Genomic DNA, 23,875 nt, shown 5'->3' on the forward strand with positions numbered 1-23,875 from the left:
CAGAACGCAAAACAGAGGCAAACAAAATCATCAAACACTTATTGCTTGGAGAGCTAACACAAGGCCAAGCGTTAAAAAGTTTACGCATTAATATACTGGGACTCAAACAGGATGTGTTCGCAAGACTTGTCGATGTCTCAAGAAAAACACTCTCAGATATAGAGAATGATCGGGGCAGCTACAATACAGAGATTCTCAACAAGGTATTCAAACCATTTGGCTTAAAAGTCGGAATGCTACCGTCTTCTCCCGATGTGTTAAAATCGCTACTAATAGATGGTGAGGCTGGGTAAAATACTCAGTATCAGCGCTATTGCTTTAGATTAAATTGCTATAACAAGCTAGCATTTTTAAATGATTTAGTAATACATGGACGCGGGTTCAGTTCCTTTTGAAGCAGGAAATTGATGTAACATTTGATGCAACACCAAATTGGTAACATCGATATAAGTTAGTGAATTTATGAAAAGTGAGAAACCATTTCAACTCCCGCCAGCCCACCAAACGTTTGGAAAAGGCCACCTTCGGGCTGTCTCTTATACACAAATCCCTAAGCCACAGCTTGGGGATTTTTTTTGAACTAATTTAAGGTTTCATGATCTGATCATCTAAGTAATGATAAGGATGATTATGATGACCTATATTGAGCCAACCCTTTGGGCACAAAAACAATTCGGTCAAGCCGACCTCAATGACCCAAGACGCACTCAAAGACTCGTTGCTCTAGCTGCCTCACTGGCCGAGCAACCTGGCGTACCGGTTTCGAAACTCATTATCTCACCAGCTGATATGGAAGGCGCTTATCGCTTTATCCGTAATGAGCAAATCAAAGCAGAAGATATCGCCGAAGCAGGCTTTTATGCCACAGCTCAAGAGGCTTTAGAGCAACAAACCCTTCTTGCATTAGAAGATACCACTTCTCTAAGTTACTCCCATCGCAGCATACGAGATGAGCTCGGACACTCCAATCAAGGCAATCGACACCGAGCTATGTTCGTTCACTCCAGCTTGCTTTTTGCTCCCGAAACTCAAACGGTTGTTGGCTTAATTGAACAACAACGTTGGACTCGAAATATTGAAAAGCGCGGACAACGAAACCAATACGCGACTCGACCATACAAAGAAAAAGAAAGTTATAAGTGGGAACAAGCCTCTCAGCATGTTGCAGAGCGACTCGGAGATAAAATGTCAGATGTTATTTCGGTTTGCGATAGGGAAGCAGACCTGTTTGAATACCTCACTTACAAGCAAGAGCAGCAGCAGCGGTTTCTCGTTCGCTCAATGCAAAGTCGCTGTATAGAAGAGCACGATAATCGCCTTTATGACTACGCCTGGGCACTATCATCAGCAGGAACAAAAGTGCTCAAGATACCGCAAAAAGGCGGTCGTAAAGCTCGAACGGCTCATCTAGATATTAAGTATGCACGTGTGACATTGAAGTCTCCCGCGAATAAGAAAGAGTTCGATAATATCCCCCTCTACTATGTTGGGTGTATCGAGCAAGGTGAATGTAGCGATAAGCTGGCATGGCACTTACTCACCTCAGAGCAAGTAACAAGCAAAGAAGAGGCACTTAAAATCGTCAGTTATTATGAGCTGCGTTGGCTAATAGAAGATTTTCATAAAGTCTGGAAAAGTGAAGGCACTCAGGTTGAGCAACTGAGAATGCAAAGTAAAGATAACTTAGAAAGGCTTAGTGTCATTTTGGCTTTTATCGCGACTCGCTTGCTCCAGTTGAGGTTTATGAATGAATCAGACGAGTTATCGAAGAGCAGTTGTGAGCAGGTTTTAAAAGGTAACGCATGGAAGCTAATGTGGCTAAAGCTTGAAGGAAAAAGGCTACCGAAGGAAGCGCCGAATATATCATGGGCTTACAGAGGTATTGCACGGTTAGGAGGTTGGAAGAATACCAAGCGGACAGGCCGTGCTTCTATAAAAACCTTATGGCAAGGATGGTTTAGGTTACAAACCATCCTTGAAGGGTATGAGCTAGCTAAGTCTCTTGATTAACAAGACTTGTGATCAAGAGACAGCCTTCGGGTGGCCTTTTTTTGTGTCTTATATATTTCAAAATCAAAAACTTAGCATTAAAGGCTATTCAACTACTACCGCCCTACCAATGGTAAACGGCCAATCTCAATTTAGGCCGACTCCCTGATGTTTCTCTTGTTCAAGCATATAAAGCCTCTTTGTAGCGAGTTCAATAGGCACGCTACCCAATCAAAGAACAGGAGGTCGATTTTCAATTGCGTTAAGCAACGACCCTATTTCGCCCTTGTGATTTTGCATCATAAAGGTTGGCATCTGCTTGACGATTGATTTCATCGATGAAGCTTGACGCACGCGCCTCAGCCAAGCCAATACTGACCGTCACAGAGATCGCCCTCTCTTGATAGCCTGATTAACTTAATGATAACAACGATATCAATACGTATGTGCATACGCATATTCAATAACTTAAACGCCAGGTTTCCAGTGACAGCGCGCAACATGGACTGGTATTGGCCCATCAATACTTACTTCTACGCCTTCCTTTGCTCAACCCGCCAATAAGCGACGTGAAGCAGTGTATCGACACCCAGCCAATCTAATGATCAAAAACTAACTGTCCAAAAGCACCTGCTCGGAGTGCGACAACTTCTATCACCATGTCTACGATTTTGATTTACTTGATCTCGATTAGGAGTTGGATTGTGGTGTGGGGTTGTAGGCTTATTTTTGGACAAAAATGTGTTAGCGAGATTGCCAATTTAGCAATTAATGAATTATGTTAGGTATGGCAAAAGTTGCTTAACCAAGAGTTCAGTCCTGCAAGAACAGAACTCTCATACACTCTTCGAGCCCTTTATATTTTACTACTCAACGATTGACTTAGCACAAGTGAAAAGACAAGAATGATCGCTTTCTCGTATATTGGCAGATTATTATGTGCAACATATTTTCTAAGCAACCTAAAGAAGATTACCAATTCATTGCTCGCTCTATCCGAATAGGTGGCCATGCTACCAGCATCAAATTGGAAGCGAGCTTCTGGCAAATTCTTGACGAAATCTCTGAGCAACAACAAATGAAACTGCCCCATTTTATCAGTGTAATCTACAACGAAGCTTTGGCACACAACGGAGAAATTATCAATTTCACCTCATTGTTGCGTTGTGCTTGTTTAATTTATCTACGCCAGCCTAACGAAGTAATGGACATAGTCAAACGACAGCTTATCTCAAGTAGCTAATTAATTTTACTGTCGTACTCTAGTACTACCAACACTTCATTCCTTGCCCTTATTCTAGGTCTCAACTGAATAAGAGGCAGATATGACGAAGCTTATCCACACTATGGTAAGAGTTAGCAACCTTACCGAATCTATCAACTTCTACCGTGCAGCACTGGTGCTCGACATCAAAGACCAATATGTTTTTGATAATTTTACTTTAACTTACCTAGCCAACCCTCAAACAGGCTTTGAACTAGAGCTGACTTATAACCATAACCAATCCGAGCAGTACACTCATGGTAATGGTTATGGGCACATAGCCGTTACTGTCGAGGATATTGAGCAAGCTCATCAGCGAATGACCTCATTAAATATCGAGGCTTCCGATATCAAAACGCTCGCTCACAATCAAATCCACCTCGCGACATTCTTTTTTATTACCGATCCTGATGGATACAAGATCGAGTTTCTACAACGTCAAGGACGATACCTATGACAGAGCGAGTAAACACAATGATTAATTTAACAGCGATATTTCACGCTAAAACTGGGCAAGAGCAGGCTCTCGAGTCTCTGTTGGTTGCGATGCTAACCCCCACCCGAGAAGAAGCTGGCTGCGAAGGTTATTTCTTATTTAAAGATAAAAGCAACCCAGCACTATTTATGTTTCGAGAGCAATTTGTCGACCAAAATGCTTTCGATGAGCACTGTAAGCAACCTCATTTCATCAAGCTGCTAAACAAATTAGAGGGTGTACTGGTGCAAGAGCCACAAATCACTTTCTACGATGAACTCTCTGCTTAATTAAAAAGAGCGCCCAATGAACTCAATGTCAGTCAGTTAAGTTGACTGACATTTTATCTTCTAGTCGAACCCATGGTAAATTTTGGACGAAACTTATCACCGTTTGTTGCGACTACCGTTTTGTGGCGAAAACGAAATGTGGCACAGGCTTTTCAGAGGTAAAGAAAGCCTGTATCAGTACTTCAAGCAATCCGTTTGCTCTGAGAGACTCAGAGCGTCTTCCAGTTCAACCCCAAGGTAACGAATAGTGTTATCTAGTTTCGAATGCCCCAGTAAAATCTATACCGCCCTCAGGGAGACATCAGGGTCAGGTCTTGCTTTTTGCCACGGAATACAAGTTTTGGGGCTGCTTTGAGTTGCGCAGCCCTACTAGTGCTACCTTTCAGATAGCACTTCTTTGAAAGCAAACATTCCATTTAACGCTGCAGGGAAACCAGCATAGACAGACATTTGTATTATTACTTCTTTGATTTCTTCTTCTGTACAACCAACATTAAGGGCTGCGTGCAAATGTACTTTTAGCTGCGGCGTACAAGTTCCCATGGCTGTTAAAGCAGAGACAGTTGCTATCTCTCTTAATTTCAAGTCCAAGCCTTGCCGTGTATAGATATCGGCAAACGGGTATTCTATTGTTAATTTAGCTAAATCAGGGCAAATATCTTGTAGGCTCTCAATAACTTTTTGCCCTGCTTCACCATCGATTTTTGATAACTGTTCTAGCCCAGAATTAAATCGAGTATTGTCCATGTGGCTTGCTCCTCTGAATAAAAGACCAGCACACCTTACAAGTTAGAGTTAACTCTAAGTCAACTCACTTCTCCGTTTTTATATAAATTAATTTTGTCTTCTAATGCTTTCAGATGCTCATTCTGTTGCCTAATGTGTTCTTTTAAGTTTTCTCGGTGTATTTCTAGCAGGCCTTGGCGATCAACCACGGTCTTTACACCTAAATCTCTTAATGACGCATATTTTTGAATTTCTTCTAGCGGCATCCCAGTGTCTTTGAGTCGTTTAATAAAGTTCACCCAATCAATATCTCTATCTGAGTAGACCCGGTGGCCACTGCTATTTCTTTGGACATGTTTTAGCAAACCAATTTTTTCATAGTATCGAAGAGTGTAAGACGATAACCCAACTACGCCCGAAAATTTTTTCATGTTCATTGTTTTTACCTTCTTGCTAAACCTATCTTCACCAGCGCAAATAACCACTGACTTCTAAAACACTACACCGATTAGAAATAATAAGCCAAGTAACTAGTTGTAATAACGTTGTAAGCGAAATAGCTAGCAAACTTTGGGGCAGAAACTTGTTATTTGTCGCTACCACTCCCTATAATTGCGGCCATCATTCCAATGAGATTGCAATATACAATGATTACGCTTCACACCAACTTTGGTGACATCCAAATCGAACTCAACAAAGACAAAGCACCTGTGTCTTCGCGTAACTTTAAAAAGTACTGTGAAGATGGTTTCTACAACGGCACAATCTTCCACCGCGTGATAAAAGGCTTTATGATTCAAGGTGGTGGCCTAACAGAATTGATGGACGAAAAGGAAACACGCGATCCTATTACCAATGAGGCTAATCGCGGTCTAAAGAACGTTGCTGGCACCATCGCTATGGCACGAACGGATGCCCCACACTCTGCAACCGCGCAGTTCTTTATCAATCTTGATGACAATCATTTCCTTGATCACACAGCGAAAACCAACAACGGCTGGGGTTATGCTGTGTTTGGCAAAGTGACGATGGGGATGGATATCGTATATAAGATTGCCGAGGTACATACGCTATCACGGATGGGGCATGATGATGTGCCAGCAGAGACGGTTATGATTGAACGGGTGACCTTAGAAGCATAAGAAGACGTTGGATAACACTGTCGATAATGTAATCCCTATAAAATCAGGATGTAAGGTGAGATTCATAGTAAGAACGAAAGTTAAAGCCTCTACTACCACATTAGTTCTTGTATGATGAAAGACTGTGAACTGAGGCTAGCTGAAATGAATACTTATACATTTTGGGGCACAAATAAGTGAGCTTCCCCCTAGCTCACTTGTTCCAATGCCTTTTGGTCTAAGCGTTAGTCTAATACCGTCCTCATCGAATATGCGAAACTCATTGCTCGGCAATAATAGATCACCTATTGATAAATCGTAGTTGCAGCTAGTTTTAAGATTATTTTTCTATGAGTGCAGTGACCTTTAATCGCAACAGGTTATACTCGGGCGAGCGTTCAGTTGCTTTTTAAGTAGCGTTTTCATGTAACATTCAATGTAGGTCCAAAATCATCAATCCGATTTAATCGGTTGAATTTTAAAGAACTAATACAATCAACCAGTCTTGAATTAGCGCTCACCACTACTATGCTCATCGGTCTTTAGTACCGTCAGTGCTTGAGTGATCACCTTGGCTAACTCGTGATTAGAATTAGACAGAGATAACGCCGTGCGCGTATCAGAGACGAGCTGCTGCATGTTACTTTGAATAATGTGCGAACCTTCAAGCTGCTTGCTGACGCGTTGAATCACTTGCTGTGCGGTGGTTTGACTTTGATTAGCCATTGCGATTAGCTTTTCGGTACTGATGACCGTTTCATCGGCGATCTCTGAGCTAAAGTTAATCACGTTCGAAACCTCTTTTTGCTTATCGATGATCTGTGATGAGGTCTCCATAATAGTATTCATCTCTTTATTGATGCTTTCTGCCGACAGGGTGGCAGTGTTAGCAAGTAAGCGTACTTCATCTGCGACAACAGCGAATCCGCGCCCATGCTCCCCTGCCCGCGCCGCTTCTATCGCCGCATTAAGTGCTAGTAAATTGGTTTGCGCTGCAATACCTTTAATTGAATCAACCAGTTGGCCTATGTTGTGATTATTTTGCTCTAACGAGATAAGTAACTGAGTAAACTCAATCAATTGATTTTTTGCATGGTTGATCTGATCTAATAAACCGTACAGTTTTTCAATCGATTGAGAAGCTGTGCTGACGGTATCACTAGTGGCAGCAAAAGAGTGCTGCGACAAAGTTTCAATGTCATTCGACTGATTAATAAAATCTTCAACCATCTCAGAGCTGTGGCTGATAGCATTCATTCGATTTGACGAAGAGCGATAAACATTACCCGCATTCACAACGATTTGTTCAGCGTGGGGTAAAGGGTTGTCTTGCAGCAATTGCTGATACTTGATTTCTATCTGCTGTAACTCTTGGTAACGCGCGGTATCGAGCACGACCTGATCTACTGCAGGGGTTCGGTTAAAAAACTTTATCATCCGTTACTCCCTAGCGCTTTTTTTGCAGCAAGCGTTGCACTGACGCTCGCGTGAGTAGAAACACAAAACGGGACTAAGTAAGTCAGCAAGATTTTACTCACCCGCGTCAAATCAACCTCTCCCCTCAAGATGGCATCACCGTGATTAATCATCATCAGAACTGTGCCAACGATCAGCGCGACTTTCACTGAGCGATGCAAAATGACGGCTGAGGCTGCTGTCTGGATAAATTCTTTGTAGCGATAACTCCGACTCATCTTTTCACCATCAATTTAGAAAAAGTAGGGAGATTAGAGGCAGTGTGGAAACTAACCTCCCCAAGAGACATTTAAAGATATTGACGGCTGCGCTCGACACTCAACCAAGCGACACCTAAAAATACCAAGTCTTTGAAAATAAAGAATTCAGTGACAATGACTCCGTCGACCACCTTCCACACATTAGGGACGGTGAGCAAAAAGCTGAGAGTCATGACAAAGATCACCACCGCCGCTAAACCACTCCAATAGCCAATTTTTGGCTTCCAAATGCCGACAATCATGCCAATTGCTACGATGATCTCGGTAATACCTATCAGGTTAGAGACCCCTTGCACCGAGAAGATCGCATAGAGCCAATTCATCAAAGGATGGCTCTCTACTAACGGGCGAATCACTTCAGCCTCGGTTGGCGTAAATTTAAAAATGCCAATCCAAACTAAGGTCAAAATCACACCACTCAGCGCGATCAGGTAACCTTTTTCATGCTTCATTGATATTACCTCGCGTTATACAGATAGGCTGACAACGGGGAAATCAATCTCCGTTTGCACAACATGGTTGGTGTAGTTTGTGAATGTGTTGGCAGTAATTTGCGCCAAGACCTCGATCATCAGTTCATCGTCAATGCCGCCTTGACGAGCCGCATCAAATTGCTCATCACTGATCGCGCCGCGTTGCTCAACCACTTGTATTGCAAACGTCACAAGCGCTTGATCAAGTGCATCTTCTGCTTTGCCTTGGCGAGCGGCGAGCACTTGCGCTTTATCAATACCAGCATTACCTGCCAGTAACGTATGTGCCGAAAGGCAGTATTGGCACTGATTAGCCTGACCAACGGCTAACGCGATCAACTCGCGCTGCTTGGCGGTTAAACGGCCGAGTGACAAAGCTTGATTGAAAACCAAAAAGGCGTTGAGCACGTTCGGTGAATGAGCAACTGAAGCATACAGATTTGGCACCATTCCAAGCTGTTGACGCATCGCGCTAAGAGTAGCTGCCGCTTCATTTTGTGGTTGGGAGACAGGAAGAATACGATTCATAACAAGATCCTTAGTTAAGTTTATTTAATGGACGCTTGTTATATTTCCACATCCAGTGATACGATTTATCACTAATAGTCCAAATAAACACACCAAGAGTCTCAAACATGGATGCACTGTCAGCCTTACTCTCTAATGCAGCGCCTCAAGCTAACTATTTCTTTTCAGGTAATTTATGTGGTAGCTCAAGTAGTGATGAGCATCCCGGAGAGGGGCAACTGCATTTGGTACGCAGCGGCCGATTAGCGCTCTATGAGCAAAACAGTCTCACTCATACCATCACCGAACCGACACTGATTATCTTCCCTAGTGGTAAAAAGCATCGCCTGCAATCTCTTACTTTAGAGGGTTGCGATATTGTTTGTGCCAGTTTGAGCTTTAAGGACTCTCCGCTCTATCGTGCTCTGCCAAGTGCCATCGTGATCCCGCTTAGCAAACTGCCGACGCTAAATTCAGTCGTCAGCCTGCTGTTTGACGAAGCCTTCGAGCCACGTTACGCGCAGATCTCTGTTGTATCGACTCTACTTGAATTGATTTTACTGCTCTTGATCCGTTATCTGGTCGACAACAAAATCTGCCAAGAGGGGATCTTGGCAGCGCTCTCTGATCCTAAGCTCGCAAAAGCGATCGAAGTGATTCACTCACAACCCGATCAGCCATGGACAATCGAGAGCTTAGCGCAACATGTGGGGATGTCTCGCGCCCGCTTTGCCGCCCTATTCCATCAAGTGATCGGTCAACCGCCATTGCGCTATCTCACGGAGTCACGTTTACTGTTGGCACAACAACTGCTGTTGGCTGGCAATCCAATGAAATCCGTTTGTTTGGATGTTGGTTACAGTAGCAGTGTCGCCTTTTCACGCGCGTTTCAACGCCAATTTGAACAAACGCCCGGTCAGTGGTTGAAACAACAATAACGGTTGAAACACCAATAACAAGACTAATGTAATTTGGAATCGGATGATTTACAGCTAAGCCATGGCGAGCCAAAGCTCACTTCACACAACATAAATTTACACATCAAACCTTTAGACACCCAAGCATTTTCTGCTATTAAATCGTCTCATATACGCTAAATTTGCACAAAAAATGCCATTTAGTTATACTTCTGTCACAAATTTTAGTTTGAACTCAAAATAATGGAGGGCGGTTTTAGTGTTTTTCTTGCAAGAGATGAACATATATTAAAAACGTTTAATTTGTATTTATGGAAAATGCATCAAAAAAATATAGTATCGAAACCACTGATTATCAGGTCGGCCAAGACAACGTACAAAAGTGGGGGTTCGATATCCACAATCCAGTGTTTGGGATTAGCGCTGGTCTTGTGATTCTCTGTCTTATTTCTCTTCTTATTGTTGAACCCGCAACGGCTCGTGATGCGTTAAACGGACTAAGAAACGGCATCATCGCCGACTTCGATCTGTTCTTTATGTGGTCAACAAACTTTTTCATCGTGTTCGCCATTGCCCTACTTTTGTCACCACTGGGCAAGATTCGTATTGGTGGTAAAGAAGCACGCGCTGAACACTCAACCCTATCTTGGCTATCAATGTTATTCGCCGCTGGCATGGGGATTGGTTTGCTGTTCTGGAGTGTCGCCGAGCCAACGGCTTACTTTACCGATTGGTGGGGCACGCCATTGAACGCGCAGCCTTACAGCGAAGAAGCAAAATCGCTCGCGATGGGCGCCACCATGTTCCATTGGGGCATTCACGGCTGGGCTATTTATGCCATCGTCGCCCTGTCGTTGGCTTTCTTCACCTTCAATAAAGGATTACCACTTTCCCTTCGTTCTGCTTTTTATCCTTTAGTCGGTGATAGAGCTTGGGGCTGGCTTGGTCATATCATTGATATTCTTGCTGTTCTCTCGACGCTTTTCGGTTTAGCGACCTCACTCGGCCTTGGTGCGCAACAAGCCACCAGTGGTATTAACCATGTATTTGGTTTAGAGGGTGGTATTGGCATGCAGATGGTGGTCATCGTCTTCGTTACCTTTATCGCCATACTGTCTGTGATCCGCGGTATTGATGGTGGTGTAAAGCTATTGAGTAACGTCAATATGGTCATTGCCTTTGCACTGCTCGCCTTTGTCATGATGATTAGCTACGACACTGCTTTTGCTTCTATTTGGGACAGCACGGTTGCTTACGCACAAAACATTGTTGCTTTAAGTAATCCACATGGTCGTGAAGATACCGACTGGATGCATGGTTGGACGGTGTTCTACTGGGCTTGGTGGGTTTCTTGGTCACCGTTTGTGGGTATGTTTATCGCACGGGTTTCTAAAGGTCGTACTGTACGTGAGTTCATCTTCGCCGTGATTGTGATTCCAACGGTCGTGACCCTGATCTGGATGTCGGTTTTTGGTGGCATCGCCCTTGATCAAGTCGTCAATAAAGTCGGTGAGTTGGGCACCAATGGACTAACCGATATCTCACTGACTCTGTTCCATGTCTATGATGCGCTGCCGTACAGCTCGATTATTTCAGTGCTTTCTATCGTGTTGATTCTGGTGTTTTTTATCACTTCATCAGATTCGGGCTCGCTGGTTATCGACAGTATTACTGCTGGCGGTAAGATTGATGCGCCTGTACCACAACGAATTTTCTGGGCATGTATTGAAGGCTCAATCGCCGCGGTCATGTTATGGATTGGTGGTAAAGAAGCGCTGCAAGCCTTGCAATCAGGTGTAGTCGCAACCGGCCTGCCGTTTACTTTAGTACTACTGGTGATGTGTTTCAGCCTGATCAAAGGGTTGCGAAGTGAACTGCCAGAGTACCAAGGTTCGGTAGCTAAAGTGGCCTCGGCCAGCTAATTCAGTTCGCTGTGATTAATCAATGAGCACTCTATGTGCTCATTTTTTTTGGCGATTATTTCCATTGAGATAATGGTCATCGATAAATCGCCACTCTCACTAAGCGATCCTCGCAAATCCTGCGTCGTATACTAAAGTTACACTTTTAATCAAGAGGAGCCGTTATGCCAAATCGCAATCCGATTCATGTGGTGGCACTTGACCATGTGGTACTGCGAACCACCCAGCTTGAAGCGATGATTCATTTTTATCAGACCATTTTGGGCTGCCAGGTTGAACGCGAAAAACAAGATATTGGTTTGATTCAGTGCCGAGCGGGCAGTGCCTTAATCGATATCGTGCCACTAGATGGTGAACTAGGAAAAATGGGCGGTAAAGCCCCACAACAAGACGGACGCAACGTCGACCATTTTTGTCTACAAATTGAAGACTTTGATGAAGAGGAACTGCTTGATTATCTTGCTAAACACCAAGTCAAAACGTCTGAGTTTGCCAAACGCTATGGCGCGCAAGGCTTTGGTCGCTCGGTGTACCTTGAAGATCCCGAAGGTAACGTTGTAGAGCTCAAACCTCATGTCCGATTTGAGCGCTAGCTTTTGATATTTCGACCATTTACATCTCTCAATAAGCAAGCGTATAGTGGTCAAATTACCGTCAAACTTGCGCCTAATCTCTCGGACCGGATACCTTATGCTGACCACTTCTCAACTCACTCAACTGCGTAAAAATCTCCATCAATATCCTGAACTTTCACAACAGGAACGAGAAACCGCCGAGCGTATTGTCAGGCAGTTTGAACACTTTCACGCCGATGAGGTTCATCGTAACCTCGGCGGACATGGCCTCGCTTTTGTGTTTAGTGGCACTCTCCCTGGGCCGAGTACCTTGATTCGTTGTGAGCTAGACGCGCTGCCGATAGAAGAGACGAATGACTTTGCGCATCGCTCTAACGTGAGTGGTGTTTCACACAAATGTGGTCACGATGGCCATATGGCGATCATCACCGCGTTAGGGGCAACGCTTGCCGAGCATCGTCCGCAGCATGGACGAGTCATTCTCTGTTTTCAACCCGCAGAAGAGACTGGCACAGGCGCTATCGACATGGTGACAGACGATAAATTCAGTCAGCTAGTCCCCGATTACGCTTTCGCGCTGCACAACTATCCGGGGTTAGCGCTTGGCCATGTTGCGGTGCGCGCTGGCACATTTAATTGCGCCTCGCGCGGGATGATTATCGAGTTGCGCGGTAAAACCTCTCACGCAGCTCATCCAGAAGATGGTCTTAGCCCTGCCCTCGCCATGTGCCAGATCATTGAGCAGCTTAGTCAACTTCCTCAAACCCTTGCAGAGCAAGACTTAGCCGGGAAGCATTGGCTAACGGTGATTCACGCTAAGCTAGGAGAAATCGCCTTTGGTACCGCGCCAGGTGATGCGGTTGTGATGGCCACATTGCGCAGTGAAACCAATCAAGGGATGAACGCGCTAGTTGAACAGGCCGAACTGCTGGCCTCGCGCTGCGCACAACAAGCTGGGCTTGAATTTAATTGCCGTTATGACGATGTGTTTCAAGCCAGTGTGAACAGCGAAGAAGGTTGTCAGCGCGTGGTTAACGCGTGTGAGAAAACCACTATTCCCTATCACTTAATGGACCAACCGATGCGCTGGTCAGAAGATTTTGGTCAGTTTACTGCGGTTGCAAAGCAAGGCGCGATGTTTGCCCTCGGCGCAGGCGTCAAGTCACCGCAGTTACATAATCCAGATTACGATTTTGCCGATGAACTGATCCCCATCGGGCGCGACATCTTTGTCAGCATTATCGAAGATATTAACGGGTTAAGTTAATCAACGCTGTTTTTGGGCGACTTTTTGGCAAATATACTCGCCGATAGGAATGGCCGAGGTCGCCGCCGGAGAGGGCGCATTGCACACATGCAGACTGCGCGCACTTTCGGCGAACAAGAAATCATGCACTAGCGTTCCATCCTTGAGCACCGCTTGCGCACGAATACCTGCCGGATAAGGCATTAAGTCTTGCAATGTCACCATTGGGCAGTACTTATTGACCAACGTTAAGTAGCCTGCTTTCCACCACGAGTTTTTGGCCTCGACTAATCCGGTTTTGAAATGTTTCGCGGTGACTTTCCAAAAACCACTAAAGCAAACCATCTCGGCCACATCTCGCCAACTGAAATTAAATCGTCCATAGCCTTCGCGCTTAAATCCTTGCACTGCATTCGGTCCAACGGTCACTGATCCATCAATCATTTTGGTGAGATGGACACCTAAAAAAGGCAAGTCTGGATCAGGGATCGGATATATAAGATGGTTGATCTTTTGGTTGTAATGACGCGGAAGCCGATAGTATTCGCCGCGATAAGGGACGATTTGAAAATCGCTGGCAATGTTCATCATCCGGGTCATGCGATCAGCCATTAAACCAGAGCACACCACCAGAAACTGAGTTCGATAATGGCAAACGTTGTGATCAGTATTGGCCGTTACGTCGACATGATCTTGCTGTTCGCTCAGTGCGGTCACTTGCGCACCAAGTGCAAGCTCGCCCCCCGCTTGCTGAAATTCATCAGCCATCGCTTGGGTCACTTGTCGATAATCAACAATGCTAGTGCTGCTGACAAACAAAGCCCCTAAACCGACAATATTTGGCTCGCGCAGTTTGAGTTGCGCTTGATCGAGGCGCTCGACGGGTAAACCATTGTCCACGCAGCGCTGATAAAGCGTATTCATACGCTCGATCTCAAGATCGGTGGTCGCGACCAGCAATTTGCCGCAATTCTCAAGCTTAATGCCATGCTTATGACAAAACTCGCTCGTTGCTCGCGCGCCTTGTTGGCAGAACTTAGCTTTAAGGCTGCCGGGCGGATAATAAACGCCCGCATGAATAACACCGCTGTTATGACCGGTTTGATGCGCCGCAAGTTGAGGCTCTTTTTCAAGCACCAATACCGACTTATGCGGATAACGGCTTTGCAGCTGCCAAGCGGTCGATATGCCAACGATGCCGCCACCAATCACAATGTAATCGTAAATCTTATCCAATCCTTGGCTCCTTGACGTCTGTTGATCGTGCCGCTGCGCTTCAGGCGAAGACACTGTCATCTTAATCTTCGGCTTAACCAATTGAAAGTAGTGCGTATCACCCAAAAAGATCATCAATCGATAACATGGAACTGCAATTAATCATCGAAAGTTTGAAAAACATGGTTAAAATAGCCGACCTAGATTTTGAAACCAACCAGCTCCGTCGAGGAACAAACATTGAACACGCAACACCTATTTGCTAACGACAGCCAAGATATTGAACAAGCTAAACAGATATTAGCCCGTGGTGAGCTGGTTGCGATTCCGACCGAGACGGTCTATGGCCTCGCGGCTGATGCATCGAATCCAGATGCGGTAAAAAAGATCTTTGCCGCCAAAGGTCGCCCTGCCAACCATCCCTTGATTGTTCATATTGGTGATGTCGAGCAATTGACCGACTGGGCAGTGGATATCCCGCCAGAAGCCTACACGATTGCCGCCGCTTATTGGCCTGGCCCTGTGACCTTATTATTGAAAAAAGCGCCGCAAGCGACCTCGGTGGTGACAGGCGGGTTAGACTCGATCGGTCTGCGCATGCCTGCGCATGATGTCTTTAGTACTTTACTCAAATCATCAGGTATGGCCGTCGCGGCGCCCTCTGCCAACCCATACAAAAAGCTCAGCCCAACCTCGGCTAAACATGTTCTGAACTCGCTCGGTGGTAAAATAGCCGCCGTACTCGATGGCGGTGATTGCGCTCACGGACTGGAATCGACCATCATTGATCTGACCGAAAAACCGTTTCGAATTTTACGCAGCGGACCAATTAGCGCCGCCCAACTATCACAAACACTGAATATGCCAGTCGAGGCGCCCAAAGCCCACTCGGTAGCGGTTCCGGGGAATGTCACTAGCCATTATCAGCCGAATACCAAAGTGCGCTTAGTCAGCATTGAAGAGATTGAACAAGCCGACGGTGGCAATATCGCTTGTCTCCACTACTCGCCTTTAAACAAGGCCACATTGTTTAAGTCGAAGCCGATGTCAAGTGATGTTAGTCAGTACTCACATGACCTATATCGCGCTTTAGATGAGGCCGATCAATGGGGCTGTGATGAAATCTGGGTTGAGCGACCACCGATGAACGAAGCCTGGTACGCCGTGCATGACCGCCTTAATCGCGCGCAGTCAAAACTCTAACCGCGAAAAACGAGCGCTTATTGGCACTGGTTTTCATTATGCCAATAGACTATCTCACGCACACGCCCCTGTGGATCAATATCCGGCATTGCGGGCAACGTCCTGAGCTGGTGCCAATGCTGAGCAATCAACATCAGCACAAATGCATCAATTAAATCATCGCTACTGGCGTGTTTTTTGGGCGTTGTGTCGAGCTGTGTGATTAATCGATTTGACCATGGCTGATCAAGGGTGTTGATCAGCGCTAAACGCTCTTGTACACCTTGGGGCGTTTTCTTACTGTGCTGTAAAGGCGCAGCGTTGATGGCAGCAAACACCACCTCTGGGTGAGACTCACGTATCATTAAGTCAGGCTGCTGATTTAACAGCGCATCCACTTGTTTGACCTTAGGCAGAATAAACCAACTCTGTTTAGACAGCCTTTTGCCCAGTTGTTGAGCGTTGATCTCACACGCTTGCCCATAACTGTCGGCATAAACCGCGTCGCGACAAGGCACCGGAAACACTGAAGCACTACGTTTGATGGTCAAAAACTGACGGGCAGCTTTATCACACAATCGATCGGGAGTTTGTTGATCACTAAAGCCAATCGGAATATCGATTAAGCTGTGCGCACCGGCAAGCAATGGTTCGGCGTGTTCCAGTTGATCAACAATATGACACTCGGGGCCATGGGCGCCCAAATGCCAGATAACCCAGCCTGCTTTACAACCATCAATACCGTTTACTCTCATTTTCTCTCGTACTCCCCCATTGCCGACACTATGATAAAGCCTTTGGTGACAATAAAAAACGCCCCAAAGATGAGGCGTTTGTACTTAGTTACGTCAGCTAATGGTTACTGAGCGTAGAAACTTCGGATAGGTTCTGGCTCGACGTAGTCAATCAATTCGCTTTGGCTTAGCTTATTGATTTGCTCTTCACGGCCAGAAACCACCAGCACTTGCTGTTTTTCGAGTGTTTCCACCACCTCAAGTTGATGAAGGCGAAGAAGCTCTCTGGTTTGTTGTTCAGCCCCGGAATGATACTTGACAAAAAATCGACTCGGTTGCTGCTTAGCCTGTTCGGTTCGGTTGTCTATTGGCGGAAAAGCAGGATTATCTGCGTAGCTCCAAGCACCAATGCCGCTGCACAATAAAGCAACGAAACCAAGACTGGTGTAGATTCGCTTCTTCATCGCAACTCCTTATTGAAACGTCAGTGACCAGCTATTGAGGCGACCACTATCTTGGCGAACACTATCAACCGCTTTTAATCTCCACTCACCTTGAGCTTCAAAGCCGCTGAAGTCAACTTGGTAACTGGTACGAATATCCGTTCCTGCACCACCTGCATTATCATGCAGCACCACCTCACCACCACTTGCTGATGTCAGCGTTACTTTTAGATCACCAATGTAGCTGTGCGTAATGTCCAGTTCAACCGTCACCACACCAGCGTCGCCTGAACGATCAACGACGATCTCACTGCTTACGCCTTCGGCGCTATTGTCTGGAATGGCTAGCGCATTGGTGTTGCTGTAGCTCGACGCTGGTTGAGTGTCAGTGTCTGAGCCGTTATGCGTCGCAACCAATGTCGCACCAGCGTAGGCTTTGTAACCATTAATCAATACTTGGAACGTGCCTTGTCCGGTCACATCTAAGGTACAAGTCTCTTGGTTGCCACTTTGCCATGAACGACAGTCGTAGTTGTTCTTTGTAGGTTCGCCGTTAAAGAGTACGTACATATCAGCATCACCGCTGCCACCATTGAGGTTGAAGGTTGCACGGGTCGTATCGGCAGGAACGTCAAAGGTAAACAGCTGAGTGGAGTTTGCCTCGCCCGACAGTAATGCCGTTGCTACGCCATTTTTTAACACGTTGCCTTTGATTTCATCACCATTACAGCCTTTATCGAGGTAGGCTTTCGCTGCATCAGCGTTTATCAGGCCATAACCAGTACGGTTGTCACGCCCCGCGACATCAATATCGGTCGCCGTTGCCGTTAACGCCTTACGAATTTGCTGGGCGCTACAAGTTGGGTGGTAACTCCAAACAAGGCCAGCCACTCCGGTCACATGCGGTGTCGCCATCGACGTGCCATTGTAATACTCGTAATCTTCTCCACTTGTGGTCGAGACGGTCACTTCTTGGCCCGATTGAGCCGATAGCTCTTGACCAAATGCGCGATCAACCGTCACTGAAACCATGCGATAGCGGTCGTTATCATCTAACACAAATGGGTTTTGTAACCCTGGAAGCGCTTGATTACTGTAGACAATCGCCGCTTTCGCCCCGGCATCATGACACGCTTTTACCGGATCAATTTCCGGACGCACACCCGTTCTCTGGTTTTCAATACGCTCGGTTAAACACACCTTCTCTGTCATATCGCCACAGTTGTAGCGGCCTGATGAGATATCACACTCTGCTAAAGCGGCGGTAATGCTGCCCGCGACAGGCGCCGAAGTGTAGGACCCTGATTGAAGGATCTTACGATTGTGCGGTACGACTCCGCGATCAAAACTGCTGATGCCATTGATGGTGATATCAGACAAAACCCCTTCGCCAACCGTCACCGTAGAGAGCACGGCGACACCCGGAGCGGCAATATCGACCTGATCGGTGGCTTGAGAAAACGCAGCATGATCACGATTAGTATCGACCGCAGCAACCGACATCACTGCGTCATAAGAAGCAGGATAACTATGAGCGGTATTCCCCGAGTTACCAGCTGCCGCAATCAATAACACACCTTGATCGTACAGCGATTGCAACGCGTTTTGTTCGGTGCGGCTTGATTGGCTACCACCGAGACTCATATTCACCACGTCTGCCCCGTTCTCAGCACAGGTTTGAATGGCTTTAACTAAGCTTGAAGAGTAACCCCACCCCGATTCATTAAAGACTTTAACGATATGAAGGTTAACATTTTGGTTGGGCATCACCCCTTTAATACCTTCGCTGTTAGCAATCGCCGCGATGGTACCGGCCACATGAGTCCCGTGAGCGTTATTGTTGCCAGGCGAACTCCATGACCCGGTACCACTGTCATTGGTTCCGTCAACACGGTTACCGCTTAAATCGTTGTGGCTCAGATCATACCCCGAGTCGATGATACATACCGTGCGATTGCCTGCGTTGGCATCATCAAGCAACTGGGCATTAACCGCATTAAAGCCCCATGGCGTAGTTTCACTGAGCAGAAAACGCGGGGGATCGACCTCGACATACTCTACTTGGCTGTTACTGCGTAACGATGAGAGCTGTTGGTCATCCATCTCAACACTATAAATCGGTTTAGCGCCGAGCTTTTCAATCTTACGTGCGTTTACCTGTTCAAGTACCGACGCGCTAACTTCGCTCGCCGTCATCACAGGCTCTCCCGAGCGGGAAAATGGCGCGGGTGCATCTTGTTTAAATTTAACGATGTATTTGGTCGGTAAGTCTGCTTCATTAAAGCCCAAACCGGGTGCGGCATTTGCAATAGAAATGCCGCCCATAGCCACTGCGATCGTTGATAGGGTAAACAACCCCTTGGTTTTACTAATAATGTTGTGCATCTGCTCTATTCCTTATGGAGCTAATTTTTATTGGTTTTACGCTTGGTCTCATCGTGTTGTACAACTTGACTCAAGTGCACTAGCTATAAGGCATGAATAGAAAACAACCAAAAGGTAACTAGAGTGAATGTACTAATTTTTAGCAAAGCATCACCAATCCTACTAAAAAAGTGAACTCTCAATAGTGATAATAAAAAAACCTTTAAAAGCAATCACTTATTTAGTGAATCAACGTATTAAAGGTCAGCTTATCGCGCTCTTAAACAAAGGCACATGCAAACAGTGATATATGGCTAAGGATGGCGAAAAGTTGTTGCAATTTGGTTAAATGGAGTGAAGACTCTAGTATTAAGGCCATGGTTGACCGCCTAGGTTCATTACCTCCAACCAAAGGAGTCTGTTTTGCTCGCTTTATTACGCCTATTATTGGCTGGGATATTCATTATTATTACCACGCTATTTGCTAGCGTTTATTGCTTATTTAGCCCACGTAATCCAAAACACGTTTACTTTTTTTGTCGCTGGTTTAATCAGTTACATAAGTTGGTTGGCATTAAACTTATCCAACGAGGCTTAAACAACGCCCCAACGCCGAAAAATAGTGTCTATATTTCTAACCACCAGAGTGTCTACGACTTTGTCACGGACCCGGGTATGCTCAGACCACGCACGGTCACCTTAGGTAAGAAAGAGTTAATTTGGGTGCCATTTTTTGGCTTTTTGTATTGGATTACTGGCAATATCATGATTGACCGTCAAGATAAGTCCAAAGCGCGCGATACCATCAAACAGGTCGCTGACGCGATTCATCAGCGCAATTTGTCAGTTTGGGCGTATCCAGAGGGCACTCGCAGTAAAGGACGTGGTTTACTGCCTTTCAAGACGGGGGCATTTCGCATGGCGATTGAAGCGGGTGTGCCGATAACGCCAATGGTGGTCAGCAGTACCCACAATAAGTTCGATCTTAACCGCAGCAATAACGGCATCGTCATTACTGAAATGCTTGAGCCGATTGATGTCTCAAATTATAAGCTGAGTGATGCCAGAGCGCTGGCCGAACACTGTCACTCTTTAATGGCGAAAAAGATTGCCCAGCTTGACGCCGAAGTCGCCGAGCTTGAGCAGCAAAATGGCACAAGTCAAATAGCGACAGGTCAATAATCAACAACGCGGTACCAACATTAATGCTAGTACCGCGTTCATTTACTGTTACCAAGTGGCCTCTTTCATATGAACCTGCGCTCCCAGCTCTAAGCTAAAATCGGTAGCGAGGTTTGGGTAGTGCTGCGCCATGGCATCAATGACTTGTTGACTGTTTTCACTGCGCTTTTCAGCGGCAACAAAACGTTCAATCCAAGTATGGGTAAAAGCAATGCTACTGGCGTCTAACTTGCCACCTTGCTGCATGTGGCCAGGTACGACAAACTTAGGCTCAAGCGCTTGCATCTCTTCAAGCTGAGCTAACCATGCATTGACCTCTTGATCCGATTGCGTATCGGCCATCCATACGTGCATGCCTTCAACGATCCCAACGTTACCCAGAATCGCCTTTTCACTCGGTATCCATAAATATGGACGATGAGCGAGCACCCCTTGCGTACCACGGATCTCAATTTTCGCCCCATCAAGAGTCAGTTGATTGCTATCAACAAGTTCGGGTAACTGAGGGTTACTCGGTGCATTGAACCCCATTTTTGGCCCCCAAAACGAGACTTTTCTTTCTAATTTTTTCGCGATCGCCTCTCGCACTGCCGCGGTGGTCACTACGTTCGCTTGTGGAAACAGTTTAAGCAACTCAGAAGCGCCAAAATAGTAGTCAGGATCCGCTTGGCTAATGAAAATTGTTTTCAATGGTTTACCCGCATCAAGCACTTTCGCTGCAATACGTAGTGCGTCTGCACGCGTGAAACCTGTATCGATCAACAAGCTTTGTGTCTCACCGATGACTAAGGTTGAAGTGACATTAAAACTGTTGTGGTCGGCGTTATAAACATCAAAAGTTAGTTCGGTATCAGCGACCGCTGCGCTGGTGGTCATCAGTAGTGCAAGTGTGGTTAAGGCTTTCATCGTTAGCTCCAAATTGGTTGGTTTTTTTGTCGCTAAGGATAGTAACGCCTAGTTTTATTTCTAAATAGAGCCTATTATTTGCATTATTGTTTCGCAAAACGTGCAGATAAATGGATAGACTCACCGCCGTACAAGTGCTTCTTGACGTTGCACAGACACAAAGCTTTACCGCCACTTCCGATCGTTTAGCGATGTCTCGGCCTATGGTGACTCGCCATGTCGAAGCGGTCGAAAACTGGCTTGGTGCACGACTGCTTCAGCGCACCACGCGCAAAGTCTCCTTAACCAGCGCTGGCGAACAAGTACTGCCAGACTTGCAGCGCTGGGTTGAGCAAGCCAGTCAGTTGGAAGAACAACTAATGCCCAGCCAGGCACTGCGCGGTTTAGTGCGGATTTCAGTGAGTATGTCGTTTGGCTTTTCAATGTTGATGCCTGCACTGCAAGCATTCCGACAACAGTACCCCGGGATAAAAATTGATGTTGACGCTCAAGATCGTACAGTCGATATGGTCAGTGAACGGGTCGATTTAGCCATTCGTACCACCAACACGCCAAACGCGAACTTGATTGGTCGCGAGTTTGCTTTGTGTCACTCTAAATTGGTCGCCTCACCCGCCTACTTAACCAAGTTTCCAGTGATTGCGAAACCCCAAGATTTAGTCACGCATGCGTGTTTAGGCTATAAAAATTTCGGCCGCCATATCTGGCATTTTCGTCGTGGCGAGCAACAACAAGAAGTCGAAGTGAGTTGCGATATTACGGCCAACGAAGCCACCGTGTTGTTGCATGGCTCAATGGCGGGATTAGGCATTTCAATGCAACCTGATTATCTGGCTGACGAAAAGATAGCCAGTGGTGAGTTAGTGTGGGTATTACCCGAATGGCAGTTAACCACGTTAAAAATGTACTTACTCTATCCGTCAAGAAAGCACGTTTCTCATCCAGTAAGAGCCTTAATCGACTTTCTATTACAATACTTTAAGAACCATTAAGAATCGCACCTGATTATGTTAGGCTAGTTTTCTGCCGTAAAAAATGGAACCATGTTATGGACAACATCACGACGAGACTTTCGCTTAGAACGATTGAAAAAGCGGACTACCCTGAAATCGCTCAACTAATGAATTTGGTTTTCCCCGATGTCGGCGGCGCTTGGCCGCGCAGTACCATAATGGATCTGATCCGTCAGTTTCCTGATGGCCAAATCTGTATTGAAGACAATGGTAAAATCGTTGGGGCGGCTCTGACGATTAAAGTTGATTACAACCGTTTCTCGCTGCCACACGTCTACACTGACATCATCAATGCAAACGACGTCATTCAGAATAACCCCAAAGGTGACGCCATGTATGGATTGGATGTGTTTGTCCACCCAGACTATCGTGGCTTACGCTTAGGTCGTCGCTTATATGATGCACGCAAAGAGCTGTGTCGCAGCAAAAACTTTAAAGCCATTTTAACTGGCGGACGGATTCCAAACTATCAAGAACATGCTGATGAGCTCTCGGTGACTGAATACATCGATAAAATTAAACGTCGAGAATTACACGACCCTATTTTGTCCTTCCAGCTCGCCAACGATTTTGACGTTAAGCGTTTGATGCGAAACTATCTGCCTGAAGACGATGCATCACAAGGCTACGCGACCTTGCTTGAGTGGGATAACTTCTTTTACGAGGAAGACATCCACTCAGTGCACGATATTGAAAAAACCTTAGTTCGCATTGGTGTGGTGCAATGGCAGATGCGTGCGATGCGCGATCTCGATGACTTAATGGATCAAGCCGAGTTTTTTGTCTCATCGCTGTCTAACTACAAAGCGGATTTCGCACTGTTCCCTGAGTTTTTTAACGCGCCGCTAATGGGTCTGCAAGAGGGGCAAAACTCGGTTGAAGCGATTCGTTTTCTCGCCAGCTTCAGTGAAGACATTAAACATCGATTTTCACAAATGGCGGTGACTTACAACATCAACATCATCGCTGGCAGCGTGCCGGTATTGGAAGACGAAAAACTGTACAACGTCTCTTACCTGCTTCAGCGTGATGGCCATATTGAAGCGCAGTACAAGGTCCACATCACCCCGCATGAAGAGAAAGATTGGGTGATCGATGGCGGCGATGAGGTCAAAGTATTTGAAACCGATGCAGGTCGTATCGGCATATTGATCTGTTATGACAGTGAGTTTCCAGAGCTGGGCCGGATGATGGCAGAGCAAGGGGTACAAATTATCTTTGTGCCGTTTTGGACCGACACTAAAAACGGTTATCAACGAGTACGAATTTGCTCACAGGCGCGAGCGATTGAAAACGAATGTTATGTTGCTATCGGCGGCAGTGTCGGCAACCTGCCACGGGTTGATAACGTCGATATTCAGTACGCTCAATCGGCCGTCTTTTCGCCATCGGATATCTACTTCCCACACGATGCGACCTTAACCGAGGCCAGCGCCAATACTGAAATGATCATCTTTGCCGATGTTGATCTGACCAAACTTAAGCAGCTCAACACCGAGGGCTCGGTGACTAACCTTAAACACCGTCGTCACGATATTTACGGCTCGTTCATTACCCCAGATGAATAAAAAAAACGGCGCGGGACAACCTGCGCC

The 23,875-nt window shown here is 46.0% G+C and carries 26 protein-coding genes and 1 pseudogene; 14 read left to right on the top strand and 13 right to left on the bottom strand.

All coding sequences use genetic code 11. From position 1 onward, the window contains the following. Together BS19_RS09175 and BS19_RS09180 are read left to right on the top strand one after the other, a co-directional pair. A partial coding sequence (locus BS19_RS09175) for a helix-turn-helix transcriptional regulator (RefSeq protein ID WP_038174825.1) occupies positions 1–293 on the top strand: 293 nt, incomplete at its 5' end. Positions 294–633: 340 nt separating this feature from the next. After that, positions 634–2,010, top strand: coding sequence for an IS4 family transposase (locus tag BS19_RS09180; protein ID WP_038174827.1), 1,377 nt, complete (start codon positions 634–636; stop codon positions 2,008–2,010). Between the two features lie 241 nt (positions 2,011–2,251). On the opposite strand, the gene BS19_RS20180 is transcribed toward BS19_RS09180, so the two are convergent. Next, positions 2,252–2,380, bottom strand: coding sequence for a nucleotidyl cyclase domain-containing protein (locus BS19_RS20180; protein ID WP_281170130.1), 129 nt, complete (start codon positions 2,378–2,380; stop codon positions 2,252–2,254). Between the two features lie 546 nt (positions 2,381–2,926). Between BS19_RS20180 and BS19_RS09185 the strand changes: the two genes are divergently transcribed. The 3 genes from BS19_RS09185 (at position 2,927) to BS19_RS09195 (ending at position 4,018) form a co-directional block, all read left to right on the top strand. Beyond that, positions 2,927–3,232 (top strand): ribbon-helix-helix domain-containing protein, encoded by a 306-nt coding sequence (locus BS19_RS09185; RefSeq protein WP_038174828.1) that lies wholly within the window; start codon positions 2,927–2,929, stop codon positions 3,230–3,232. Between the two features lie 82 nt (positions 3,233–3,314). Then, the gene (locus tag BS19_RS09190) at positions 3,315–3,710 is read left to right on the top strand and encodes a VOC family protein (protein ID WP_038174830.1); all 396 of its coding nucleotides are present in this window, start codon (positions 3,315–3,317) and stop codon (positions 3,708–3,710) included. 17 nt (positions 3,711–3,727) lie between these two features. Beyond that, on the top strand, positions 3,728–4,018 hold the full coding sequence (locus BS19_RS09195; protein WP_038175048.1) for a putative quinol monooxygenase: 291 nt from the start codon (positions 3,728–3,730) through the stop codon (positions 4,016–4,018). 174 nt (positions 4,019–4,192) lie between these two features. Here the strand turns inward: BS19_RS09195 and BS19_RS20185 are convergent. The 3 genes and pseudogenes from BS19_RS20185 to BS19_RS09205 all read right to left on the bottom strand — a co-directional run. Further along, a pseudogene (locus BS19_RS20185) lies at positions 4,193–4,297 on the bottom strand (integrase); the annotation flags it as partial. A gap of 96 nt (positions 4,298–4,393) precedes the next feature. Further along, positions 4,394–4,765, bottom strand: coding sequence for a carboxymuconolactone decarboxylase family protein (locus BS19_RS09200; protein WP_038174831.1), 372 nt, complete (start codon positions 4,763–4,765; stop codon positions 4,394–4,396). 59 nt (positions 4,766–4,824) lie between these two features. After that, positions 4,825–5,181, bottom strand: coding sequence for a MerR family transcriptional regulator (locus tag BS19_RS09205; RefSeq protein WP_038174832.1), 357 nt, complete (start codon positions 5,179–5,181; stop codon positions 4,825–4,827). 210 nt (positions 5,182–5,391) lie between these two features. On the opposite strand from BS19_RS09205, the gene BS19_RS09210 reads away from it, so the two are divergent. Next, entirely contained in the window at positions 5,392–5,886 is a 495-nt protein-coding gene (locus BS19_RS09210) for a peptidylprolyl isomerase (RefSeq protein ID WP_038174834.1), read from the top strand. A gap of 489 nt (positions 5,887–6,375) precedes the next feature. Here the strand turns inward: BS19_RS09210 and BS19_RS20700 are convergent, their stop codons facing one another. The 4 genes from BS19_RS20700 to BS19_RS09230 all read right to left on the bottom strand — a co-directional run bounded on the left by BS19_RS20700 (position 6,376) and on the right by BS19_RS09230 (position 8,602). Beyond that, complete coding sequence (locus tag BS19_RS20700) at positions 6,376–7,302, bottom strand: methyl-accepting chemotaxis protein (RefSeq protein ID WP_038174835.1); 927 nt, start codon at positions 7,300–7,302, stop codon at positions 6,376–6,378. Beyond that, on the bottom strand, positions 7,299–7,559 hold the full coding sequence (gene nrtS / locus BS19_RS09220; RefSeq protein WP_038174836.1) for a nitrate/nitrite transporter NrtS: 261 nt from the start codon (positions 7,557–7,559) through the stop codon (positions 7,299–7,301). Before nrtS ends, BS19_RS20700 begins: the two co-directional genes overlap by 4 nt. Positions 7,560–7,630: 71 nt before the next feature. Further along, positions 7,631–8,053, bottom strand: a complete 423-nt coding sequence (locus BS19_RS09225; protein ID WP_038174838.1) for a DUF417 family protein — start codon at positions 8,051–8,053, stop codon at positions 7,631–7,633. 15 nt (positions 8,054–8,068) lie between these two features. Further along, positions 8,069–8,602, bottom strand: a complete 534-nt coding sequence (locus BS19_RS09230; protein ID WP_038174839.1) for a carboxymuconolactone decarboxylase family protein — start codon at positions 8,600–8,602, stop codon at positions 8,069–8,071. 107 nt (positions 8,603–8,709) lie between these two features. Here BS19_RS09230 and BS19_RS09235 point away from each other — a divergent pair, with 107 nt between their 5' ends. The 4 genes from BS19_RS09235 to BS19_RS09250 all read left to right on the top strand — a co-directional run bounded on the left by BS19_RS09235 (position 8,710) and on the right by BS19_RS09250 (position 13,262). Beyond that, complete coding sequence (locus BS19_RS09235) at positions 8,710–9,519, top strand: AraC family transcriptional regulator (RefSeq protein WP_038174841.1); 810 nt, start codon at positions 8,710–8,712, stop codon at positions 9,517–9,519. Between the two features lie 290 nt (positions 9,520–9,809). Then, entirely contained in the window at positions 9,810–11,420 is a 1,611-nt protein-coding gene (locus BS19_RS09240) for a BCCT family transporter (RefSeq protein WP_038174843.1), read from the top strand. 164 nt (positions 11,421–11,584) lie between these two features. After that, the gene (locus tag BS19_RS09245) at positions 11,585–12,013 is read left to right on the top strand and encodes a VOC family protein (RefSeq protein ID WP_038174844.1); all 429 of its coding nucleotides are present in this window, start codon (positions 11,585–11,587) and stop codon (positions 12,011–12,013) included. 97 nt (positions 12,014–12,110) lie between these two features. Continuing rightward, positions 12,111–13,262 carry an amidohydrolase gene (locus tag BS19_RS09250; protein ID WP_038174845.1) on the top strand — a complete coding sequence of 384 codons (1,152 nt, stop codon included), beginning with the start codon at positions 12,111–12,113 and terminating at the stop codon, positions 13,260–13,262. On the opposite strand, the gene lhgO is transcribed toward BS19_RS09250, so the two are convergent. Continuing rightward, complete coding sequence (gene lhgO / locus BS19_RS09255) at positions 13,263–14,477, bottom strand: L-2-hydroxyglutarate oxidase (RefSeq protein ID WP_038174846.1); 1,215 nt, start codon at positions 14,475–14,477, stop codon at positions 13,263–13,265. It abuts the gene before it with no gap. Positions 14,478–14,696: 219 nt separating this feature from the next. Here lhgO and BS19_RS09260 point away from each other — a divergent pair, with 219 nt between their 5' ends. Then, positions 14,697–15,659: an L-threonylcarbamoyladenylate synthase gene (locus BS19_RS09260; RefSeq protein WP_038174848.1), complete on the top strand. Its 963-nt coding sequence runs from the start codon at positions 14,697–14,699 to the stop codon at positions 15,657–15,659. Positions 15,660–15,676: 17 nt separating this feature from the next. Here the strand turns inward: BS19_RS09260 and BS19_RS09265 are convergent, their stop codons facing one another. From BS19_RS09265 to BS19_RS09275, 3 genes are all read right to left on the bottom strand, one after another. Then, positions 15,677–16,393 carry a DUF429 domain-containing protein gene (locus tag BS19_RS09265; protein WP_038174849.1) on the bottom strand — a complete coding sequence of 239 codons (717 nt, stop codon included), beginning with the start codon at positions 16,391–16,393 and terminating at the stop codon, positions 15,677–15,679. A 104-nt stretch (positions 16,394–16,497) separates the two neighbouring features. Further along, a complete protein-coding gene (locus BS19_RS09270; RefSeq protein ID WP_038174850.1) occupies positions 16,498–16,836 on the bottom strand; it encodes a hypothetical protein in 339 nt (112 codons plus the stop codon). Between the two features lie 9 nt (positions 16,837–16,845). Then, positions 16,846–19,200 (bottom strand): S8 family serine peptidase, encoded by a 2,355-nt coding sequence (locus tag BS19_RS09275; protein ID WP_038174851.1) that lies wholly within the window; start codon positions 19,198–19,200, stop codon positions 16,846–16,848. Between the two features lie 402 nt (positions 19,201–19,602). Between BS19_RS09275 and BS19_RS09280 the strand changes: the two genes are divergently transcribed. Further along, positions 19,603–20,361, top strand: a complete 759-nt coding sequence (locus BS19_RS09280; protein WP_038174853.1) for a 1-acylglycerol-3-phosphate O-acyltransferase — start codon at positions 19,603–19,605, stop codon at positions 20,359–20,361. A gap of 48 nt (positions 20,362–20,409) precedes the next feature. On the opposite strand, the gene BS19_RS09285 is transcribed toward BS19_RS09280, so the two are convergent. Then, complete coding sequence (locus BS19_RS09285) at positions 20,410–21,267, bottom strand: MBL fold metallo-hydrolase (protein ID WP_038174854.1); 858 nt, start codon at positions 21,265–21,267, stop codon at positions 20,410–20,412. Between the two features lie 110 nt (positions 21,268–21,377). Here BS19_RS09285 and BS19_RS09290 point away from each other — a divergent pair, with 110 nt between their 5' ends. Together BS19_RS09290 and BS19_RS09295 are read left to right on the top strand one after the other, a co-directional pair. Further along, positions 21,378–22,259: a LysR family transcriptional regulator gene (locus BS19_RS09290; protein ID WP_038174855.1), complete on the top strand. Its 882-nt coding sequence runs from the start codon at positions 21,378–21,380 to the stop codon at positions 22,257–22,259. A gap of 56 nt (positions 22,260–22,315) precedes the next feature. After that, a complete protein-coding gene (locus BS19_RS09295) occupies positions 22,316–23,848 on the top strand; it encodes a bifunctional GNAT family N-acetyltransferase/carbon-nitrogen hydrolase family protein (RefSeq protein WP_038174857.1) in 1,533 nt (510 codons plus the stop codon). Positions 23,849–23,875: the final 27 nt, after the last annotated feature.

This window comes from Vibrio pacinii DSM 19139 (assembly GCF_000711795.1).
Taxonomy (GTDB): Bacteria; Pseudomonadota; Gammaproteobacteria; order Enterobacterales; family Vibrionaceae; genus Vibrio; species Vibrio pacinii.

What these genes read in the sequence shown, in the direction of transcription:
- BS19_RS09195 (WP_038175048.1), top strand. Translation starts at nt 3,728, where the DNA reads ATGATTAATTTAACAGCGATATTTCACGCTAAAACTGGGCAAGAGCAG.
- BS19_RS09265 (WP_038174849.1), bottom strand. Translation starts at nt 16,393, where the DNA reads ATGAGAGTAAACGGTATTGATGGTTGTAAAGCAGGCTGGGTTATCTGG.
- BS19_RS09275 (WP_038174851.1), bottom strand. Translation starts at nt 19,200, where the DNA reads ATGCACAACATTATTAGTAAAACCAAGGGGTTGTTTACCCTATCAACG.
- nrtS (WP_038174836.1), bottom strand. Translation starts at nt 7,559, where the DNA reads ATGAGTCGGAGTTATCGCTACAAAGAATTTATCCAGACAGCAGCCTCA.
- BS19_RS09180 (WP_038174827.1), top strand. Translation starts at nt 634, where the DNA reads ATGACCTATATTGAGCCAACCCTTTGGGCACAAAAACAATTCGGTCAA.
- BS19_RS09295 (WP_038174857.1), top strand. Translation starts at nt 22,316, where the DNA reads ATGGACAACATCACGACGAGACTTTCGCTTAGAACGATTGAAAAAGCG.
- BS19_RS09270 (WP_038174850.1), bottom strand. Translation starts at nt 16,836, where the DNA reads ATGAAGAAGCGAATCTACACCAGTCTTGGTTTCGTTGCTTTATTGTGC.
- BS19_RS20700 (WP_038174835.1), bottom strand. Translation starts at nt 7,302, where the DNA reads ATGATAAAGTTTTTTAACCGAACCCCTGCAGTAGATCAGGTCGTGCTC.
- BS19_RS09210 (WP_038174834.1), top strand. Translation starts at nt 5,392, where the DNA reads ATGATTACGCTTCACACCAACTTTGGTGACATCCAAATCGAACTCAAC.
- BS19_RS09245 (WP_038174844.1), top strand. Translation starts at nt 11,585, where the DNA reads ATGCCAAATCGCAATCCGATTCATGTGGTGGCACTTGACCATGTGGTA.
- BS19_RS09185 (WP_038174828.1), top strand. Translation starts at nt 2,927, where the DNA reads ATGTGCAACATATTTTCTAAGCAACCTAAAGAAGATTACCAATTCATT.
- BS19_RS09285 (WP_038174854.1), bottom strand. Translation starts at nt 21,267, where the DNA reads ATGAAAGCCTTAACCACACTTGCACTACTGATGACCACCAGCGCAGCG.
- BS19_RS09230 (WP_038174839.1), bottom strand. Translation starts at nt 8,602, where the DNA reads ATGAATCGTATTCTTCCTGTCTCCCAACCACAAAATGAAGCGGCAGCT.
- BS19_RS09250 (WP_038174845.1), top strand. Translation starts at nt 12,111, where the DNA reads ATGCTGACCACTTCTCAACTCACTCAACTGCGTAAAAATCTCCATCAA.
- BS19_RS09290 (WP_038174855.1), top strand. Translation starts at nt 21,378, where the DNA reads ATGGATAGACTCACCGCCGTACAAGTGCTTCTTGACGTTGCACAGACA.
- BS19_RS09225 (WP_038174838.1), bottom strand. Translation starts at nt 8,053, where the DNA reads ATGAAGCATGAAAAAGGTTACCTGATCGCGCTGAGTGGTGTGATTTTG.
- BS19_RS09235 (WP_038174841.1), top strand. Translation starts at nt 8,710, where the DNA reads ATGGATGCACTGTCAGCCTTACTCTCTAATGCAGCGCCTCAAGCTAAC.
- BS19_RS09205 (WP_038174832.1), bottom strand. Translation starts at nt 5,181, where the DNA reads ATGAACATGAAAAAATTTTCGGGCGTAGTTGGGTTATCGTCTTACACT.
- BS19_RS09240 (WP_038174843.1), top strand. Translation starts at nt 9,810, where the DNA reads ATGGAAAATGCATCAAAAAAATATAGTATCGAAACCACTGATTATCAG.
- BS19_RS09190 (WP_038174830.1), top strand. Translation starts at nt 3,315, where the DNA reads ATGACGAAGCTTATCCACACTATGGTAAGAGTTAGCAACCTTACCGAA.
- BS19_RS09200 (WP_038174831.1), bottom strand. Translation starts at nt 4,765, where the DNA reads ATGGACAATACTCGATTTAATTCTGGGCTAGAACAGTTATCAAAAATC.